This window comes from Vreelandella sp. 2A-K22, from assembly GCF_054065485.1.
This window is the reverse complement of record NZ_JBSUGC010000016.1, coordinates 13,610-28,278: the sequence shown is the minus strand read 5'-3', so window position 1 is coordinate 28,278 and position 14,669 is coordinate 13,610. Positions and strand designations below refer to the sequence as shown.

The 14,669-nt window shown below is 53.2% G+C and carries 16 protein-coding genes; 14 read left to right on the top strand and 2 right to left on the bottom strand.

Annotation, left to right across the window (positions count from 1 at the left end; translation table 11 throughout):
- Window positions 1-50: 50 nt before the first annotated feature.
- Window positions 51-1,739 carry an HD domain-containing phosphohydrolase gene (locus ACW17M_RS19905; protein ID WP_457547998.1) on the bottom strand — a complete coding sequence of 563 codons (1,689 nt, stop codon included), beginning with the start codon at window positions 1,737-1,739 and terminating at the stop codon, window positions 51-53.
- A 331-nt stretch (window positions 1,740-2,070) separates the two neighbouring features.
- On the opposite strand from ACW17M_RS19905, the gene ACW17M_RS19900 reads away from it, so the two are divergent.
- Window positions 2,071-2,454 carry a flagellar protein FlaG gene (locus ACW17M_RS19900; RefSeq protein ID WP_233975314.1) on the top strand — a complete coding sequence of 128 codons (384 nt, stop codon included), beginning with the start codon at window positions 2,071-2,073 and terminating at the stop codon, window positions 2,452-2,454.
- Between the two features lie 18 nt (window positions 2,455-2,472).
- Here ACW17M_RS19900 and fliE read toward each other — a convergent pair whose 3' ends face one another.
- Window positions 2,473-2,805 carry a flagellar hook-basal body complex protein FliE gene (gene fliE, locus ACW17M_RS19895; RefSeq protein ID WP_039860567.1) on the bottom strand — a complete coding sequence of 111 codons (333 nt, stop codon included), beginning with the start codon at window positions 2,803-2,805 and terminating at the stop codon, window positions 2,473-2,475.
- Between the two features lie 255 nt (window positions 2,806-3,060).
- On the opposite strand from fliE, the gene fliF reads away from it, so the two are divergent.
- The 13 genes from fliF to fliR all read left to right on the top strand — a co-directional run bounded on the left by fliF (window position 3,061) and on the right by fliR (window position 14,645).
- Window positions 3,061-4,851, top strand: a complete 1,791-nt coding sequence (gene fliF / locus ACW17M_RS19890) for a flagellar basal-body MS-ring/collar protein FliF (RefSeq protein WP_027958753.1) — start codon at window positions 3,061-3,063, stop codon at window positions 4,849-4,851.
- Window positions 4,844-5,851 carry a flagellar motor switch protein FliG gene (gene fliG, locus ACW17M_RS19885; protein WP_027958752.1) on the top strand — a complete coding sequence of 336 codons (1,008 nt, stop codon included), beginning with the start codon at window positions 4,844-4,846 and terminating at the stop codon, window positions 5,849-5,851. Before fliF ends, fliG begins: the two co-directional genes overlap by 8 nt.
- Window positions 5,844-6,617, top strand: coding sequence for a flagellar assembly protein FliH (locus ACW17M_RS19880; RefSeq protein WP_457547997.1), 774 nt, complete (start codon window positions 5,844-5,846; stop codon window positions 6,615-6,617). Before fliG ends, ACW17M_RS19880 begins: the two co-directional genes overlap by 8 nt.
- Before the next feature lie 11 nt (window positions 6,618-6,628).
- The gene (fliI, locus tag ACW17M_RS19875; protein ID WP_233975313.1) at window positions 6,629-8,023 is read left to right on the top strand and encodes a flagellar protein export ATPase FliI; all 1,395 of its coding nucleotides are present in this window, start codon (window positions 6,629-6,631) and stop codon (window positions 8,021-8,023) included.
- Window positions 8,020-8,472 carry a flagellar export protein FliJ gene (fliJ, locus tag ACW17M_RS19870; RefSeq protein ID WP_233975312.1) on the top strand — a complete coding sequence of 151 codons (453 nt, stop codon included), beginning with the start codon at window positions 8,020-8,022 and terminating at the stop codon, window positions 8,470-8,472. Before fliI ends, fliJ begins: the two co-directional genes overlap by 4 nt.
- Window positions 8,473-8,491: 19 nt before the next feature.
- On the top strand, window positions 8,492-10,015 hold the full coding sequence (locus tag ACW17M_RS19865; protein ID WP_457547996.1) for a flagellar hook-length control protein FliK: 1,524 nt from the start codon (window positions 8,492-8,494) through the stop codon (window positions 10,013-10,015).
- A 180-nt stretch (window positions 10,016-10,195) separates the two neighbouring features.
- Window positions 10,196-10,672, top strand: coding sequence for a flagellar basal body-associated protein FliL (gene fliL / locus ACW17M_RS19860; protein ID WP_138801290.1), 477 nt, complete (start codon window positions 10,196-10,198; stop codon window positions 10,670-10,672).
- A gap of 21 nt (window positions 10,673-10,693) precedes the next feature.
- Window positions 10,694-11,749: a flagellar motor switch protein FliM gene (fliM, locus tag ACW17M_RS19855; RefSeq protein ID WP_009288427.1), complete on the top strand. Its 1,056-nt coding sequence runs from the start codon at window positions 10,694-10,696 to the stop codon at window positions 11,747-11,749.
- Window positions 11,746-12,273 (top strand): flagellar motor switch protein FliN, encoded by a 528-nt coding sequence (fliN, locus tag ACW17M_RS19850; RefSeq protein WP_027958747.1) that lies wholly within the window; start codon window positions 11,746-11,748, stop codon window positions 12,271-12,273. The genes fliM and fliN overlap by 4 nt, the downstream gene beginning before the upstream one ends.
- On the top strand, window positions 12,270-12,710 hold the full coding sequence (fliO, locus tag ACW17M_RS19845) for a flagellar biosynthetic protein FliO (protein WP_027958746.1): 441 nt from the start codon (window positions 12,270-12,272) through the stop codon (window positions 12,708-12,710). The genes fliN and fliO overlap by 4 nt, the downstream gene beginning before the upstream one ends.
- Window positions 12,711-12,799: 89 nt before the next feature.
- Window positions 12,800-13,534, top strand: a complete 735-nt coding sequence (gene fliP / locus ACW17M_RS19840; protein ID WP_051052194.1) for a flagellar type III secretion system pore protein FliP — start codon at window positions 12,800-12,802, stop codon at window positions 13,532-13,534.
- Window positions 13,535-13,579: 45 nt separating this feature from the next.
- The gene (fliQ, locus tag ACW17M_RS19835) at window positions 13,580-13,849 is read left to right on the top strand and encodes a flagellar biosynthesis protein FliQ (protein ID WP_027958744.1); all 270 of its coding nucleotides are present in this window, start codon (window positions 13,580-13,582) and stop codon (window positions 13,847-13,849) included.
- A 4-nt stretch (window positions 13,850-13,853) separates the two neighbouring features.
- The gene (fliR, locus tag ACW17M_RS19830) at window positions 13,854-14,645 is read left to right on the top strand and encodes a flagellar biosynthetic protein FliR (protein ID WP_159175893.1); all 792 of its coding nucleotides are present in this window, start codon (window positions 13,854-13,856) and stop codon (window positions 14,643-14,645) included.
- The last annotated feature ends 24 nt before the right edge of the window (window positions 14,646-14,669 follow it).

The window sequence follows — 14,669 nt, the reverse complement described above, 5'->3', positions numbered from 1 at the left end:
GCAGCCCATGACATCGACCAACTGCCATCACGCATTCACTTCATTGCCACTCAAGTAGACACTGCGATCTCACCGACGGTTCGCCCAAGTCGCTCAGCGATATTGCTCCGCACGACCACTCCCACATTGTCACGCATTGGCGGCTCGACCTGTGGCGCAAGCAATACCTCCGTGGGGTTGCCTTTAGCATCAAGACGTAAGATCCACCCCTTCTGCTGGCTAGAGAAGTGCGCCAGCGAACCTATTGGCAATCCCTTGAAATGATCGATATAGCGTTTAATCCAGCGCATATCAAAATGGTGTGGGTGCTGCAATAAATGCCGGTAAATTTGCTGTGCTGTTTTAGCCGGACGATCTGCACGATCACGCCGCATAGCCTCTACTACGTCGACAACGGCACTCGCCTTAGCCAGCTCACTGAGGTCAGCCCCACTCAATCCACTTGGATACCCACTACCATCCATACGCTCGTTAACCCCCCCAATCACCGCCTGGACAATACCCGCCGACAGCCATTGGCAGTTATGTAAACGGTCTAGCAACAGCTGGACATGCTCACTGATCGCCTCTCGATGCTTAGCTTCAAAGTGCGGCGCCTTGAACAGCACCTGAGGCACAAGCGCCTTGCCAAGATCGTGAATAAGACCGCTGGCCACTATCGCCTTGCGCAACTCGCGAGGCATGCTGGCACCCACAAAATCGAGCAAATGCACAGCCACAGCAATACCGTGGCGCACTATTAAAGGCTCGGGAGATAAGCAACGTGAAGCGAACAGCAGCGCCTCACGATCCTCTTCATGAAGACCCAATATGCGATCAGCATAGCGGGAGAGCTGACGCCCATCGATATCGCTACCTTGTTGTAACGACAGCAACTGTGTATCCAGATAGGCAGCGACCTTGACAAGCCGACGCGCCATAGGTGTCGCGTAGCGCTTGACATCACGCCGCCCAAGCAACTCTCCTGCACCCGGTCGCTTGCTTGGCAGCGCGAACAGCGGAGAGGGCTGACGCTCGTTTTGTTCTTCTTTTTTATAGCGTGCCGCTTCGCGCTCTATTTCGCACACGAAATACCAAATTTGCCGCTCTTGCTCCGCACTACACTCAACGAAGTTAAAACCGACGCGCAGCAGATGACGCTCAGCGTCGGTTTTTTGATGACGAGCCTCTCCAAGCACTTCAAAGTAGGTGCCGTCGGGGAAGGTAAACGCCAACTTTAGCGGGCTAGCGGCTCCCGCCAGCAGCCCGCTAGCGGCCAATGGCAATTCAAGCTGGCAGCCATCCCGGGACAAATCCCGCAACTCACCCTCTATCTCGGCATCACCACCACACAAACCTGTCGACACCACCATCCCCATGCGCAGCTCAGCACGGAAGGACTCACGACGCTGCAACACTTCCAACGATGCAGGATAATCACTGCAACACAAAAAGCGCCCCCCAGCCTGACGAGTCTCCGCCAGTTGCAGCAGCGGCGTTTGCAGCACTTTCCCCTGCGCCTGCCCGCGCAAGTAAAACGCAGCACCGCCCTGCAAATGGTGAAGTAAATAGTCAACAGAAGAAAGATCCATCACCAGTGCTTGGCCCTGGTGCTGCTCCATCAAGACAATGGGCTCTGGGCGAGCCCCCGTCGCAGCAAGACAGAGTGAGACGCCACCGGTTTCGATCAAGGTATTCAGCAGAGACTCGATCACTGTTGTACTTACTATTGTTTCAAACTCATCCTGCTGCGCCACCATTCTCGCCTCGCTTACTCTTATGCGTTAATTAGCTCACCGCAAACCCAAGGAGCATATCAGATGCCCACAGCATGGCGTATGCACAAAAAGCCATCTTTCTCATGCTTATTAGGCGGGCTATAGAAAAGCAAGCAGAGACAGGGCGTGTAGTGTCGGCGCTACTAACAAGCAAACACAACGCCATGCCAGTAAGCGTAAAGTTTTTCAGCATCCTGCCGATACCAATGTAGAAACGCTTACTAACTAGCAAAAAACCGAGCTATGGCTGCCGTTTCACGCTATCGCACCACTAACTGGCTGCCAAAGCTGACATTAAAAAGGAACGTGCCCCATGAGCTCACTACCCACCGAAGCAATAACACCACTGTCATCGCCCCTAACTCACTTAAATCCCCGCCAGCGGCTAGAAAACACACTGGCTCAGCTAGCGACAACCAACACTCAGCTTATAAGCGCAGATACCACCGAACAGGAAACTTCTGCCAAACAGAAAACTTCTGCCAACGAACTCGTCGCGCCCATTCAACGCATCAACGAGATAATGCGCCCACATGGCTTAGAATTCGAATTAAGCGAAGAAACATCACGCGTGATCACGCGAGTCATAGACAGGGAGTCTGGCGACGTCATACGCCAGATTCCAGCAGAAGAGGTACTCAAAATTGCCGAGCGACTTGAAGAAATGCAGGGACGAATAATCTCAATTGAAGCCTAATGTGTGACGTAGACAACCCTACACTTGCATGTTCATAACATCACGATATGCAGATACCAAACGATTGCGGACCTGAAGCCCCATTTGAAACGCAACGCTGGCCTTCTGCATGTCAACCATCACGTCATTGAGCTGCAAATCAGGATCACCCGCCTGAAAAGCCATCGCCTGACTGTTAGCCGTCTGCTGAAGTCGGTTAATGCGCTGAATCGAGGCCTGCAGCTCACCGCCAAAACCGCCCTGCCCGACAGCCGCTGACGCCTGCGCACCACTAAGGGGCTGCGTGGATGCCGCTTGAGTCGCCATGCCTTGCATCTGCTGTAGCGCAGCCTGTATTGCGGGAGTACTCATACGCTCACCTCAATTCGCAAAAAATATCTAATGCAAAAAGCCTAACACCAAAGCGCCCCTCCTCATACGGACAAATGCGCATAAAAAGCGAAGCTTATCGTTCCTTTATGCTCGACTAGTCACCGGATAATGACTGTCATCACAATTCCGCCTCATCTTTTTGGCGGATAACCGCGATCGACGGATATAGCCTATGCCTTCTTTGGTGATGCGCCTGGGCCGACACCAGTTTTGCCTGCCCCTCTGGAGGGTCGCATGAGCGAAACCGGTGCAACGGCAGGCCGTCAAAACAGTACGAATCAAGCCGCTCCCCGCAGTGGAAATATCAATAGTGGAAGCACCGGTAGTGGAAACACCGAACGCGACACCAGCGGCTCAGCTTTTGAGCGTACGCTGAAACAGCTGCGTGGCAATCCGCTAGTCGCACTGCTTATCGCAGGCGCCGCCTCAATTGCTATTGTGGCGGCTCTATTTATGTGGGCCAGCAGTCCCGAGTACCGCGTGCTGTATAGCAACCTAAGCGAAGCTGATGGTGGCAGCATCATCAATGAGCTCGATACCCGCGGCATTCCTTACCAGTTCAGCGAAGGCGGCCAGGCATTAATGGTGCCTAGTGATCAAGTCCACACACTGCGCCTGCAGCTTGCTGAGCAGGGGCTACCCCGCGGGGGCAACCTTGGTCTTGAACTAATGGACAGCCAGGCATTTGGGATTAGCCAGTTTGCCGAGCAAATTAATTACCAGCGAGGTCTTGAAGGTGAGCTTGCGCGCTCAATCGAATCGCTGGGGCCGGTGGAAAGCGTGAGAGTGCACCTCTCCATGGCCAAGCCATCAGTCTTTATTCGCGACCGTGAGCCAGCTAAAGCATCCGTTGTGATGACTCTTTTACCGGGCCGGGTTTTAGGTGAAGGCCAGGTCAGCGCGATCGTTCATATGGTTTCGGGCAGCGTGCCTGACCTAGCCGCTGAAGATGTCACGGTGGTTAATCAGGATGGCCGACTGCTGTCTGCCGAGACAAGCAACGGTAATGACCTGGATGGTTCACAGCTTGAATATATTGTCGAGGTTGAGCGCTCTTACCAGCAGCGTATTGAGCATATTCTAACGCCCATCTTGGGTCGTGATAATGTGCGCGCCCAGGTTGCAGCGCAAATCGACTTCTCTCGACGCGAGCAGACCTCTGAACGCTACGGGCCCAATCAGCCCCCCAACGAAGCAGCCGTACGTAGCCGCCAGTTGAGCCTTACATTTGACGGTGAAGACCCATTGGCCACCGGCATTCCAGGCGCGCTGAGCAACACGCCGCCAGGCACACTGCCCTCCCCCATCAACCAACCGGAGGGCGAGGAAGAGGATGCTAATCAGCAAGAGGATGTGCCCCCCGAAGCGTTGCGCAACTTGCGTCAGGATGACGTCATTAACTACGAAGTTGATCGCAGCATTGAGCATGTCCAGCATCGCCTTGGTCAGATAGAGCGGCTATCCGCCGCGGTGGTCGTAAACTACCGTTCGGAAATGAACGATGAAGGCGAGTGGGTCGACGTTGCGCTAACCGATGAAGAAATTGCCCAGATTGAGCGTCTAGTTCGTCAAGCAATGGGGTTCTCGCAACTGCGAGGCGATGAAGTGGAGGTCGTCAACTCTCCCTTCGCGCGCAGTGTCGAGGAAACCGCGGAGGTCGAATGGTGGAAAGATCCCAGCGTTCTGTCACTGGCTGGCAAGGTAGGTCGCTACCTATTGGTTGCCCTGGCGATTCTATTGCTCTACCTGCTGATTTTGCGCCCCTTAATTAAACGCTATACCCAAACACCGGTTATGGCGGCAGCAACGCCCGGCGGCACGCTGGCCGCCAGCGTAGGCGGTGAAGATGATGACGAAGAAGGCGAAGAGCCATCAGGCGAGAGCGATGAGACCTACGCCAAGCCGAAGCGTCGGCGTAAAACCTCACTCTATGAGCATAACCTCAATGACCTGCGTGAAATGGCTCAAGAAGACCCCCGCATGGTCGCGATGATCATTCGTAGCTGGATGAATGCCAATGAGTAGTTCAATTGCTGAAATGAACGGGGCTCGCAAGAGCGCCATCTTATTGCTTGCACTCGATGAAGACAGTGCCGCTGAGGTCTTTAAATACCTCGGCGCTGCGGAAGTGCAAGAAATCAGTATGGAGATGGCCCGGCTGAACCAGGTCTCCCATGACGACATGAAGGCGGTGCTCGAAGCATTCCATAAAGAGACCGAAGAGTTTGTAGCGCTTAATCTTAACTCCAGCGATCACATTCGCTCAGTGCTGACCAAAGCACTGGGCAGCGAACGCGCGACGAGTCTGATTGAAGATATTCTAGAGACCACTGGCAATAATTCGGGCATTGACGCGCTTAACCTCATGGAAGCCTCCATGGTGGCCGAACTCATTCGCGACGAGCACCCGCAAATTATCGCAACCATTCTAGTTCACCTGGATCGTCATCAAGCCTCCGACATCCTCGAGCTATTCGAGGAAAAACTGCGCAATGACGTGGTTCTTCGTATCGCTACTTTCAGCGGCGTTCAGCCCGCTGCACTGCAAGAGCTGACCGAAGTACTCACTAGTATGCTGGACGGTCAGAACCTCAAGCGCAGCAAAATGGGCGGCGTAAGAACCGCGGCCGAGATCCTCAACTTGATGAACTCCTCCCAAGAGGAGACCGCCATCGAGACCGTGCGTGCGCACAGCGAGGATTTGGCTCAGAAAATTATCGACGAAATGTTCTTGTTCGAGAATCTGCTCGACCTCGACAACCGCGCTATTCAAATGGTGCTCCAAGAAGTCGATACCAACTCGCTGGTGGTGGCCCTTAAAGGGGCTCAGGACGCCTTGGTGGACAAATTCCTGCGCAATATGTCACAGCGCGCTGCCGATTTAGTTCGTGAAGATATGGAAGCCCGCGGCCCGATCCGCGTCTCTCAGGTGGAAACCGAGCAGAAGGCTATCTTGCAGGTCGTTAGGCGCTTAGCTGATTCTGGTGAAATCGTTTTGGCAGGTGGAGACGACGAGTATGTCTAATACTCACTCGCCGAAATTTGATCGCCATGGCGATTGGCGCCGCTGGCAAATGGAAGAGCTGGCGTCCACGAAGAATAGCCATGCCTCAGAGGGCGAGGTACCCACGGCCCATCAACGCAAAGTACAGGCGGCACAAAAAGCTGCTGAACTGGCACGCCAACGTGAAGAGGATGAGCGCCAGGCACTGCACGAGCGTATTCGTCAGCAAGCCGAAAAAGAGGGCTATGACGCAGGCTTTGAGCAGGGGCGCAAAGAGGGATTGGAAAAGGGGTTAGCAGACGCTGCCGAACAGGCCAAAAAAGAGCTAGAAGCACAAATCCACAAGACCATTGCGCCGCTGGAAACACTGGGCAAACAGTTTTCGAATGCGCTTGAACGCCTTGATGACACCATCGCCTACGACTTAGTTGAGTTAGCACTGGCCACCGGCAAACAGCTTGCTAGCGATGCCCTACAGGACACACCTGAACAAGTTTTGGCCATTGTCCGCGAACTCCTGCACACCGAGCCTCCCTTGGTAGGCCAGCAACGTCTTTGGCTCAACCCCGATGATCACGCTTTAGTAGAAGAGCACTTGGGTAATGAGCTCAGGGCCGCCAATTGGAAGCTGCAGCCTGATGACCAACTGGCCCGTGGCGGGTGCCGGGTCACCAGTGCCCAGGGTGAAATTGACGCAACCTTTGAAAGCCGTTGGCACGCTATTCAAGCCCAATCGCGCAAACGCGGTCTCAATTCTCCACCCTCCTCTAACGTTCCTTCATCCTAGGCGGATACGCTATGGCAGATACCACCTGTCCCCATCAACATCGCTGGAATAAGGCATTGCGACGCACGCAGCAGCGTGTTAGCCATCTGCCTCGCTACCGCAATAACGGCCGCGTCATTCGTGCGACGGGAATGGTGATTGAAGTGGTTGGGCTACGTGTGGCGGTGGGTAGCGCCTGTCGGATTGAATTGCCGGGCAGCGACGGCCGCTTGTCCGACAGCGATAGGCATGCCGAAGCGGAAGTCGTCGGCTTTTCTGGTGATAAGCTATTCCTGATGCCCTTGGAAGAGGTCATAGGGCTAATGCCTGGCGCTCGCGTCGCGCCTCTTGATGAAAGCGGCAACAACAGTGCCCGCCGCTTCCCGATGGGCGATAGTCTGCTGGGCCGGGTACTGGATGGCAATGGCAATCCGCTTGATGATCGGGAGGGCATCGATGAGATACCTCGAGCAACACTCAGCTCGCCGCCGCTTAATCCGCTTTCTCGCGCGCCAATTGATGCGCAAATTGACGTCGGCATTCGCGCTATTAATGCGCTGCTTTGCGTAGGTCGCGGTCAGCGTATGGGGCTATTTGCCGGCTCCGGTGTGGGCAAGTCAGTATTGCTAGGCATGATGGCACGCTACACCAAGGCCGACGTCATTGTGGTGGGCTTGATTGGTGAGCGGGGCCGTGAAGTACAAGACTTTATCGATAACATTTTGGGCCCTGAGGGTCGACGGCGTGCTGTCGTCGTCGCCGCCCCCGCTGATACCTCACCGCTACAGCGCTTACAGGGTGCCGCGTATGCGACTCGCCTGGCAGAAGGTTTTCGTGACGAAGGTCGCGATGTCCTGCTGATCATGGACTCGTTAACCCGGTACGCCATGGCACAGCGGGAAATTGCCCTGGCCATTGGTGAGCCACCCGCTACTAAAGGTTATCCGCCGTCGGTTTTTGCAAAGCTGCCCGGCTTAGTGGAGCGCGCAGGTAATGCTGAGCGTGGTGGTGGTTCCATTACGGCGTTTTATACCGTGCTAACCGAGGGCGATGATCAACAAGATCCTATTGCCGATTCTGCTCGCGCCATTCTCGACGGGCATATCGTGCTGTCGAGAACGCTAGCGGAAGCAGGTCATTATCCGGCCATCGATATTGAAGCTTCAATTAGCCGCGCAATGACCTCCATCGCCTCAGCCGATCAGCTTCAGGAAGCACGAGTGTTCAAACAGCTCTTCTCGCGCTACCAGCGTAACCGGGATCTTATCAGCGTGGGGGCCTACAGCCCTGGCCATGATCCCCAGCTCGACGAAGCAGTGAAACGCTTTCCATCGTTGGAAAACTTCCTTCAACAGAATATTGATGAGTGTGCAACGCTTGCCGATGCTCGCCAAGCGCTGCACGCACTGGTAGGAGGACGCACATGAGTACTTCCCAGCTCGAAATGTTAACCGACTTAGCCAGAGGTGCCCGCGACCAAGCGGGTAAAGTACTGGCACAAGAGCGACAAACGGAGCAACAAACGACCGCTCAGTTACAGTCGCTACTGAGCTATCGGGCGGAGTACGCTGATCGCTTGCAGAAAGCGATGCGTGACGGCATTGACCCTGCCACTATGTACAACTATCAGCAGTTCTTAGCCTCTTTGGACGCGGCCCTAAGCCGCGCTCGACAAGCGTTAGCGTCTCAACAGGCAAGCGTTGAACAGAGTAAAAAGAACTGGCAACAAGAGCAGCGAAAGCTCTCTTCCTACGATACACTGGCGTCGCGTCGACTACTTGAAGAGCACCGCCGCAGTGAACGTCATGAACAAAAAACTAACGATGACTTGGTGACAAGCCGCGCGGCTCGTCAGCATAACGACACTCCGCATTAGCGGGGCCAGGGAACTGAACATGAACATTCACCAGTTGCTTTCGGTCAGCCAAAATTCGCCTCAGACGCAGTCTCAAGGCACTTTCGGCCAACAAGACACAGCTAAGGGCGTATTTCATCAAACGCTGTTGCAAGCGTCTGGCGCTCAGCGATTATCAGCGTCTGCTTTCAGTGAAGCTGCTGCTTCTCATACGCCGCGATCGCAAGCTCAGTTAAATGAACTCAGCTCTCTTTTGTCGGATGCATCAGCTGACGATGTAGAAAATTTGAGTGAAGCCCTGCAAACCCTGGGTCTGGATGTCAGTGAGCGCAATTTGTCTGAATTATTGGCCCAGTTGCAACAGCCAAGCTCAGAGGTCAGCCTAGAAACGCTAGGTCTAGATGCTGGAGAAGCATCGACTCCCCTTGACGAAATTGCCGGCCGTCTCGCGCTAATGGCATCTTTTACGGAAAACAGGCCTGAGTTGGCTTCACCCGTTGCCCCAGCCACGCTGGAAGCAATCGCTGAACAGTTAAATATTAGTCAATCGGAAGCGGCACAGCTGGTCGATTCCAAGGGACTCAAGACAATTGCCCAGTATCTAAGTATGGATAAAAGTGGACCTGGGCAGTCTATCGACCCAGCCACGCTGGAAGCCATTGCTGATCAGTTAAATATTAATCAAACGGATGCTGCACAGCCTATCGTCCCAGCAGAGCTGAAGGTCGTCGCTGAGCAGTTAAATATTAGTCAAACGGAAGCAGCACAGCTTGCCTCCGCGCTAAATGCGCTGGCTGGTCAGCTACAAAGTGCCTCCCCCCAATCAGCAGAGTCGGCTCAGTTAACCAATGCCCGCTCGCCTGTCGCCGAGCTACAGGCAGCCCTAAGGCCACAGTCTGATACGTTCTTTACTCAAATCAACACAGGTAACTCCCCCACTGCAGCCACCCAGATCAGCAGCGAAGCCCTAATGTCCGCTCTATTGACAGGAGACGGGGCTTCGAAAGCAAGCCCAAGCAGTGAGCACTTACTTACTGGATTATCGTTAAATACCGGCAGCAGTCCGTTAGCTACATCGCAACCTACCCAAGGCTTTTCGCCCAATGTCACACCGACAGCGGCCACTTTAGCGACACCTGTCAACAGCCCCGCCTGGCCACAACAGTTGAGCCAGCAGTTAGTACAGATTTCACAGCGTGGTGGCGAACAGCACGTTCAGATGCAATTAAACCCTGCAGAATTAGGGCCGCTGTCTATCTCCCTGAAGTTTGGTGAACAGGGGGCGCAAGCGCACTTTTTGTCCGCCCATGCCCAGGTACGCCAAGTGCTCGAACAAGCGATTCCCCAGCTGAGGGAAGCGCTGGCTGAGCAAGGCATTTCGCTAGGCGAGACATCGGTTGGCGAACAGCGTGACCCCAACGAGCAGGCTTTTGCTCAATCAGGCGGCAAACAGGGTGCCGAGGCTGGGAGCGGCAACGGCGATATAGGCTTGGATGAATCACTTACCCAAAGCACCGAGCGCAGCCCGCTAAGACTGGATGGGCGGGTCGATCTATACGCCTAAGCATTGACAAAGTGCATGACCATTCTAGAACTACGTCGATTAATACGCTCATAAATACGTACGTGAAATAGCTAAACCAAAAGATAGGCTTGCCAAATAAGCCTGTTCATTTCATCACCAGCATGCGCTTTAGGCATAATACATTGCTAGTGATACGCATGGAGTTCACAGGAATCGCAAATGGCAGAAAAAAGCGGCGGGTCAAAAAAACTGCTCTGGATAATGATCATCCTGGTCTTGCTGTCGTCAGCAGGCGCAGCGGCAGCTATTTATATGGTAATGGATCAGCGTGATGACGGTTCAGAAGACGCTGAGATGCAGCAAGCGATGGAGCGCGAGCCGCCTATTTTTATGCGTATTGAACCCTTTACCGTCAATCTTGCCGATGACAGTTATGGTTCACGCTTGCTCTATACAGGCGTGACTCTTCGTGTGGGTAATGAAGAGAGTAAAACCATTCTAGAAGAGCATATGCCTCAAGTACGCAGCCGTTTGCTGATGCTGCTATCCGGCAAGCAGGCTGATGAACTTACTTCCTCGGAAGGTAAGCAGCAGCTTGCACAAGCGATTGTTGATCGACTCAACGTCCCGCTGACGGAGAATCAGCCGCCACTTGATTTGCGTGAAGTTTTATTCACCGAATTTATTGTGCAATAACCTCGGGAACTGGAGCCGTTCATGTCACAGGACGATCTACTGTCCCAGGAAGAAATAGATGCCCTGCTAAAGGGCGTTAGTGGAGACGATGAGCCATCGGCTTCATCTTCCCATGCGTCAGATGAAGCCCGGGTTCGCCCTTACGATCCGTCGACCCAGCATCGCGTTATTCGTGAGCGTTTGCATGCGCTTGATTTTATCAACGAGCGCTTTGCTCGCTACTTTCGTACTGGCCTGTTTAACCTACTGCGGCGTAGCGCGGACATTACCGTCGAGTCAGTTCGCTATCAAAGCTTTAGCGAGTTCTCACGTAATGTTCCCGTGCCTACCAACCTGAACATTGTGTCGATGAAGCCACTGCGGGGTTCAGCGCTCGTCGTATTCCCCCCCAATCTCGTTTTTATGGTGGTGGATAACCTTTTCGGTGGTGACGGTCGTTTTGTCACTAAATCGGACGGCCGGGAGTTCACTAATACTGAACAGCGTATTATCCAGCGCCTGCTCAATCTCGCTATTGAGGCATACCAAGAGGCCTGGAAAGTCGTTTATCCGCTGGATGTCAGTTTTTTACGCTCAGAAGTGCAATCAAAGTTTGCCAACATTACCAACTCACCCAATGAAATTGTGGTGAACACCAAGTTCAACATTGAAGTGGGCAACCTATCTAGCAATTTTCAGATATGCATGCCGTACGCCATGATTGAGCCGCTACGCGACTTACTAGCTAACCCAATTAATGACAGCAATCACGACCAAGACGGCAGTTGGTCACGCCGAATGGCAAGTGAGCTGCGTCAGTCGGAAGTGGAGCTAGTCGCTGAATTTGCTCAGATACCCAGCCGTATCGCCCATGTGATGGGATTGAAAAAAGGCGACGTGCTGCCGTTAGACATTCCAAGTTCAATCACCGCAAGCGTTGACGGGGTGCCCGTCATGGAGTGCGAGTACGGAAGTCAACGTCAACAGCATGCACTGCGTGTGTTACATATGATTGACCATGCCGCTATGAATAATGCATCGTCCAAGGACTTCATTAAAGGGTCTACGCGACAGAAAGCCAAGGAATCCAAAGCATGACTGATCCCAATAAGCCTGATCAGAACGTCTCTGACGACGATTGGGCGGATGCCATGTCCGAGCAAGAAGAACCCACCTCCAGCGCCGATGCTGCCAGCGAAGAGGAAGATCCTTGGGCAGCCGCAATGGCGGAACAAGAAGCTGCTGAAGAGAGCGAAGAAGAGACAGCTGCTGCCCCAGAAGAGCCCAAAGCACCTGCAGCGAAAGCGGCAAGTGAGGATATCTTCCGTCCGTTGAGCCCAGACAGCGGCTCTTCCCAGGCGCGTGAGCTTGAGATGATCATGGATATCCCGGTGAAGCTCACCGTGGAACTCGGCCGTACAAAGCTAACTATTAAGCAGTTACTGGAGTTGGCACAAGGGTCTGTTATTGAGCTTGAAGGACTCGCCGGAGAGCCGATGGATATCTTGATTAACGGCTACTTGATTGCTCAAGGCGAAGTTGTTGTGATCGAAGATAAGTACGGCATTCGGATTACTGAAATCATCACGCCTTCTGAACGTATTCATAAATTGAACCGATGAGCGTTGCAACCTCTTCGGCGCAGAATGGTTCGCTCGATGCACTAGGTAACGGTGGCGAGGCATTGGTAGGGATGGCCGTTTTGGGCAAGACTGCCGCGGCTTTAGCTCTCGTTATTGCGATCATTTTAATCTGTACAGCGCTTTTAAAGCGCTGGAGCAACCATACCACTCGCCATGGCGCCCACCTGCGCATTGTGGGCAGTACGGCTGTGGGAAATCGTGAGCGTATCGTGATTGTTGAAGTAGAAGATACCTGGTTGGTTGTTGGAGTGGGAGGTGGCCGAATTACTAAACTCCACGAGCGCCCGGCCCCTGAAGAGCGCCCGCCAACCGCATCAGCTCCGCCTTCCTCACGCTTTGCGCGTCGTTTATCCAAAGCGCTAGCCGCAGGCCGTCGCGACTCGTCTGCGCCCACCGATCCACATCAGACGCCATGAGGTACCGGATGCACCTTTTTTGGCCCTGTGTTTTGAAGAACCTTTTTTTGAAGAGCCATGTTTTGAATAGCAAAACGGCTAAACCGTTCATGATGTGGCTTGTGTTTGCTGTCGCGTGTTTTATAGCCAGCCCTGTGCATGCACAACAGATTCCCGGCATTATTTCTCAGCCGCTTGATGACGGGGGCCAGCAGTGGTCATTGTCGCTGCAAACCCTGCTTTTCCTAAGTTCTCTAGCGTTTTTGCCCTCCATGCTGCTGATGATGACGAGCTTCACTCGTATCATCATTGTGCTTAGCCTGTTGCGGACAGCGATGGGCACCCAGGCAACGCCGCCCAACCAAGTGCTGTTAGGGATAGCGCTGTTTTTAACTTTTTTTATCATGTCACCCGTATTGGCCCAGGTATATGACAACGCCTGGGTGCCGCTGACTAATGAGACGATAAATTTTGAAGAGTTTTTACTGCTGGCTCAGGATCCATTTCGGGAATTTATGCTCGCTCAAACCCGAGAGCCGGATCTGGCACTGTTTGTTCGCCTAGCCGATGTGGGCCCCATGCAAGGCCCGGAAGAACTGCCAATGCGTGTCTTGCTGCCCGCCTTTGTCACCAGTGAACTAAAAACGGCCTTTCAAATCGGCTTTACCATTTTCATTCCGTTTTTGATCATTGACCTCGTGGTGGCCAGCACATTGATGGCATTGGGGATGATGATGGTTCCGCCCATCACTATCTCATTACCTTTTAAACTGATGCTGTTCATTTTAGTGGATGGTTGGCAGCTTATTATTGGCTCAATGGCAGAAAGCTTTTACATGATATAACGCTTTATACCGCACATTGTTTATACAGCCCACAGGAACCCAGCTATGACACCCGAGATGGTGATGAGCATTGCTTATCAAGGAATGCGAGTAACGCTTCTGCTTGCTGGCCCCATGCTTTTGGCGGCGCTATTCACCGGCCTTATCATCAGCTTGTTCCAAGCCGCGACTCAGATAAATGAAATGACACTAACCTTTATTCCTAAAATTCTGGCTGTGTTCGCGGTGCTGGTATTAGCAGGTCCATGGCTGATTGGATTAATTACCGACTTTACTCACCGCCTATTTACTAATATCCCCAGTATGGTGATGTAGCGCTATGGTGGAAGTCACTTTCGCACAGCTGCAAGGGTGGTTAGTGGCTTTTTTATGGCCGTTTGCGCGCATTACAGCTTTCATGGCAGCGTCGCCTCTATGGGGACACTCCAGCGTTCCCAACCAAGCCAAAGTGGGCCTGGCCGCCCTAATTGCCATTGTTATTGCGCCGATTTTACCGGCCATGCCAGATATTGCCATCATGTCATGGGCGGGGATCGGGGTCATGATCGAACAGATCCTAATTGGCTTAGCGATGGGCCTCGTCATGCATATCATGTTCGCTGTCGTTCAAGCCGCAGGGGATTTTATCGGTCTGCAGATGGGCCTAGCGTTTGCGAGCTTTTTTGATGCATCGAGTGGTACCAATATTATGGTGCTCTCGCGCATTCTCTACATGATCACTCTGCTCATGTTTTTGGCCATGAATGGTCATCTAATGGTGCTTGAAACCTTGATTATGAGCTTCCAAACGTTGCCCATTGGCATTGGGACATTCAACCCAGACGCGTTTATTTTGTTATCTCGTTATGCGGGCACGATTTTTGCGTCGGGAATGTTATTGGCGCTACCGCTGGTGGGCTCCCTGCTGACCATCAACCTGGCACTGGGCATACTGAACCGTTCTGCCCCCCAGCTCACCGTCTTCAATATCGGCTTTCCTACCTCTCTTATCGTGGGGCTAATATTAATGATGGTGCTCATGACCGACATTAACCGCTTTCTACAGCGGTTGTTTACGCAAGGCCTAGGGTTTATGCAGACGTTAATCGAAACGATGGCGCCCTTAAACTAAAATCCCCCTGTTTTCATGACGTTT